Genomic DNA, 4,923 nt, shown 5'->3' with positions numbered 1-4,923 from the left:
GAAAGAAATAAAACGAACCAGAAAAACAAAAATCATAACGTTAGTAACGTTTTGAGTCATATCAAATGGAGAGTTTGATCCTGGCTCAGGATGAACGCTGGCGGCATGCCTAATACATGCAAGTCGAACGAAGTCTTTAGAAAAGCTTGCTTTTCAAAAAGACTTAGTGGCGAACGGGTGAGTAACACGTAGGGAACCTGCCCATGTGCCTGGGATAACAGATGGAAACGTCTGCTAAAACCGGATAGGTATGAGGATCGCATGAGCCTCATATTAAAAGAGCGCTAGCTCTGAACATGGATGGACCTGCGGCGCATTAGCTAGTTGGCGGGGTAACGGCCCACCAAGGCAACGATGCGTAGCCGACCTGAGAGGGTGAACGGCCACATTGGGACTGAGACACGGCCCAAACTCCTACGGGAGGCAGCAGTAGGGAATTTTCGTCAATGGAGGGAACTCTGAACGAGCAATGCCGCGTGAGTGAAGAAGGTCTTCGGATCGTAAAGCTCTGTTGTAAGAGAAAAACGGTGGATATAGGAAATGATGTCCAAGTGATGGTATCTTACCAGAAAGCCACGGCTAACTACGTGCCAGCAGCCGCGGTAATACGTAGGTGGCAAGCGTTATCCGGAATGATTGGGCGTAAAGGGTGCGTAGGTGGTGCATTAAGTCTGAAGTAAAAGCCAGCAGCTCAACTGCTGTAAGCTTTGGAAACTGGTGTACTAGAGTGCAGGAGAGGGCGATGGAATTCCATGTGTAGCGGTAAAATGCGTAGATATATGGAGGAACACCAGTGGCGAAGGCGGTCGCCTGGCCTGTAACTGACACTGAGGCACGAAAGCGTGGGGAGCAAATAGGATTAGATACCCTAGTAGTCCACGCCGTAAACGATGAGAACTAAGTGTTGGAGAGATTCAGTGCTGCAGTTAACGCAATAAGTTCTCCGCCTGGGGAGTATGCACGCAAGTGTGAAACTCAAAGGAATTGACGGGGGCCCGCACAAGCGGTGGAGTATGTGGTTTAATTCGAAGCAACGCGAAGAACCTTACCAGGCCTTGACATGGATATAAATGTTCTAGAGATAGAAAGATAGCTATATATCACACAGGTGGTGCATGGTTGTCGTCAGCTCGTGTCGTGAGATGTTGGGTTAAGTCCCGCAACGAGCGCAACCCTTGTCGCATGTTACCAGCATTCAGTTGGGGACTCATGTGAGACTGCCGGTGACAAACCGGAGGAAGGTGGGGATGACGTCAAATCATCATGCCCCTTATGGCCTGGGCTACACACGTACTACAATGGCGTCTACAAAGAGGAGCGACACAGTGATGTGAAGCAAATCTCATAAAGGACGTCTCAGTTCGGATTGAAGTCTGCAACTCGACTTCATGAAGTCGGAATCGCTAGTAATCGCAGATCAGCATGCTGCGGTGAATACGTTCTCGGGCCTTGTACACACCGCCCGTCAAACCATGGGAGTTGGTAATACCCGAAGCCGGTGGCATAACCGCAAGGAGTGAGCCGTCGAAGGTAGGACCGATGACTGGGGTTAAGTCGTAACAAGGTATCCCTACGGGAACGTGGGGATGGATCACCTCCTTTCTAAGGAGAAAGTACAAAAAGAAGTAAGAGATATTTCCTGTTTAGTTTTGGAAGTCTGAGAAGGATTTCCGAGAAGTCGATCTTTGAAAACTGAATAACAGAAGACATATGTAAGGTCTATAACGAAAGTTGTAAGAAAAAACATAGATATTCACGAGTAAAGTTAAATAAAAGTTAACAGTAACTCAGTAAACCTTTGAGAAAGCAAAAACACGAAGAAAAGTAGTGATTAAGTAAGAAAGGGCGTACGGTGGATGCCTAGGCACTTGGAACTGAAGAAGGACGCAGCAAACAGCGAAATGCTGCGGGGAGCGGTACGCACGCAAAGATCCGCAGATATCCGAATGGGGAAACCCGTCATCTGTAATAGGATGACACCCATGAGTGAATACATAACTCATGAGGGAGGTACCCGGGGAACTGAAACATCTAAGTACCCGGAGGAAAAGAAAATAAAGAATGATTCCGTAAGTAGCGGCGAGCGAAAGCGGAGGAGCCCAAACCAGTTCTCGAACTGGGGTTGTAGGACCACGACAAGACAAGAACGACGATAGGAGAACAGCATTGAAAGGCTGACCGGAGAGGGTGCAAGTCCCGTAACCGAAATCGTAGTGAAGTCTAGTGGGATCCTGAGTACGGCGAGACACGAGAAATCTTGTCGGAAGCAGGCGGGACCATCCGTCAAGGCTAAATATACCCAAGTGACCGATAGTGAACCAGTACCGTGAGGGAAAGGTGAAAAGAACCGCGGGAGCGGAGTGAAAGAGAACCTGAAACCGTATGCCTACAAGAAGTCAGAGCCCGTTAAAGGGTGATGGCGTGCCTTTTGTAGAATGAACCGGCGAGTTACGTTATCGTGCGAGGTTAAGTAGAAGATACGGAGCCGAAGCGAAAGCGAGTCTTAATAGGGCGGCAGTACGATGACGTAGACCCGAAACCGTGTGATCTAGCCATGACCAGGTTGAAGTTCAGGTGAAACTGAATGGAGGACCGAACCGACCCCCGTTGAAAAGTTGGCGGATGAGTTGTGGCTAGGGGAGAAATTCCAATCGAACACGGATATAGCTGGTTCTCCCCGAAATAGCTTTAGGGCTAGCGTCGAGGAAGAGTATGTTGGAGGTAGAGCACTGAATGTACGATGGCCCCATCCCGGGGTACTGAGTATAATCAAACTCCGAATGCCAATATATATACTCGGCAGTCAGACTGTGGGTGATAAGGTCCATGGTCAAAAGGGAAACAGCCCAGACCGCCAGTTAAGGTCCCAAAATGTATGCTAAGTGGAAAAGGATGTGGGGATGCACAGACAACTAGGAGGTTGGCTCAGAAGCAGCCACCCTTCAAAGAGTGCGTAACAGCTCACTAGTCGAGTGACCCTGCGCCGAAAATGTACCGGGGCTAAGCATACTACCGAAGCTGCGGATTTGTAGTAATACAAGTGGTAGGGGAGCGTTCCATACTGCGTAGAAGTCAGATCGTAAGGACTGATGGAGTGTATGGAAGTGAGAATGCCGGTGTGAGTAGCGAGATGTAGGTGAGAATCCTACACACCGATAGCCCAAGGGTTCCAGGGGAAGGTTCGTCCGCCCTGGGTAAGTCGGGACCTAACGCGAGGCCGAAAGGCGTAGTGGATGGAAAACAGGCAGATATTCCTGTACCCGCGATGGAAGTGAAGGAATGACGGAGAAGGCTAGTGTGACCCACTGAATGGATTGTGGGCGAAGCGAATAGCAGGACGGCAGTGAAATGCGTCGTCGAAATGTAAAACGTGACAGGTAAGGGAACGTCTACGGACAAGTACCGAAGCACATGAGGCCAGCTTCCAGGAAAAGTTTCTAGCGTTGATTCCATAGCGGCCCGTACCAAAACCGACACAGGTGGGCAAGGAGAGGATCCTGAGGTGAGCGAGAGAACTGTTGCCAAGGAACTCGGCAAAATGACTCCGTAAGTTAGCGATAAGGAGTGCTCTTGTAAAAGAGAGCCGCAGTGAAGAGGCCCAAGCGACTGTTTAACTAAAACACAGCTCTCTGCAAAGTCGCAAGACGAAGTATAGGGGGTGACGCCTGCCCGGTGCTGGAAGGTTAAAAGGATCTGTGAATCGCAAGAGGAAGCAGTGAACTGAAGCCCCAGTGAACGGCGGCCGTAACTATAACGGTCCTAAGGTAGCGAAATTCCTTGTCAGGTAAGTTCTGACCCGCACGAAAGGCGTAACGATTTGGGCGCTGTCTCGGCAGCAGACTCGGTGAAATCTTAGTACCTGTGAAAATGCAGGTTACCCGCAACTAGACGGAAAGACCCCATGGAGCTTTACTGTAGCCTGATATTGAGTTTTGATCAAAGATGTACAGGATAGGTGGGAGGCGAAGAGACGTGTACGCCAGTATACGAGGAGCCGCTGTTGGGATACCACTCTTGTTTGATTGAAATTCTAACCTGCATCCATGAACTGGATGAGGGACCGTGTCAGGTGGGCAGTTTGACTGGGGCGGTCGCCTCCTAAAGAGTAACGGAGGCGCCCAAAGGTACGCTCAGATTGGATGGAAATCAATCGACGAGTGCAAATGCAGAAGCGTGCTTGACTGCGAGAGAAACAACTCGAGCAGGGACGAAAGTCGGGATTAGTGATCCGGCGGTGCCGAATGGAAGGGCCGTCGCTCAACGGATAAAAGCTACCCTGGGGATAACAGGCTGATCTCGCCCAAGAGTTCACATCGACGGCGAGGTTTGGCACCTCGATGTCGGCTCATCGCATCCTGGAGCTGAATTCGGTTCCAAGGGTTGGGCTGTCCGCCCATTAAAGCGGTACGCGAGCTGGGTTCAGAACGTCGTGAGACAGTTCGGTCCCTATCTGTTGTGGGCGAAGGAAATTTGAGGAGAGCTGTCCTTAGTACGAGAGGACCGGGATGGACCTACCGCTGGTGCACCAGTTGTTCCGCCAGGAGCATAGCTGGGTAGCTAAGTAGGGAAGGGATAAGCGCTGAAAGCATCTAAGCGCGAAGCCCCCTCCAAGATGAGATTTCCCATTCTTCGGAAGTAAGACCCCTTGAAGACGACGAGGTAGATAGGTCAGAGATGGAAACGTAGTGATACGTGGAGTTGACTGATACTAATAGGTCGAGGACTTAATCACAAGTCGACTGTTATTCAGTTTTGAGGGAACGACCTCAAAAGAAAAGATCTGGTGATGAAGGCGAAGTGGACACACCTGTACTCATCCCGAACACAGAAGTTAAGCACTTCAGCGGCGACAATAGCTGGGCAAGCTCCAGTGAAGATAGCACGTTGCCAGGTCTGTTTGCCTCACATTTGTGAGGCTTTTTT

3 rRNA genes are annotated in these 4,923 nt (G+C 50.1%); all 3 read left to right on the top strand.

Annotation, left to right across the window (positions count from 1 at the left end):
* The first annotated feature begins 62 nt into the window (after window positions 1-62).
* The 3 genes from DW761_RS10195 to rrf all read left to right on the top strand — a co-directional run bounded on the left by DW761_RS10195 (window position 63) and on the right by rrf (window position 4,893).
* Window positions 63-1,602, top strand: a 16S ribosomal RNA gene (locus DW761_RS10195).
* A gap of 227 nt (window positions 1,603-1,829) precedes the next feature.
* Window positions 1,830-4,732, top strand: a 23S ribosomal RNA gene (locus DW761_RS10190).
* A 47-nt stretch (window positions 4,733-4,779) separates the two neighbouring features.
* Window positions 4,780-4,893: ribosomal RNA gene (rrf, locus tag DW761_RS10185) — 5S ribosomal RNA — on the top strand.
* The 16S, 23S and 5S rRNA genes sit together here, the layout of an rRNA operon.
* Window positions 4,894-4,923: the final 30 nt, after the last annotated feature.

It is taken from the genome of Absiella sp. AM29-15, assembly GCF_003434225.1.
Lineage (GTDB): Bacteria > Bacillota_I > Bacilli_A > Erysipelotrichales > Erysipelotrichaceae > Hoskinsella > Hoskinsella hominis.
The sequence above is the reverse complement of the archived record's forward strand: the minus strand, read 5'-3'. Positions and strand labels throughout refer to the sequence as shown.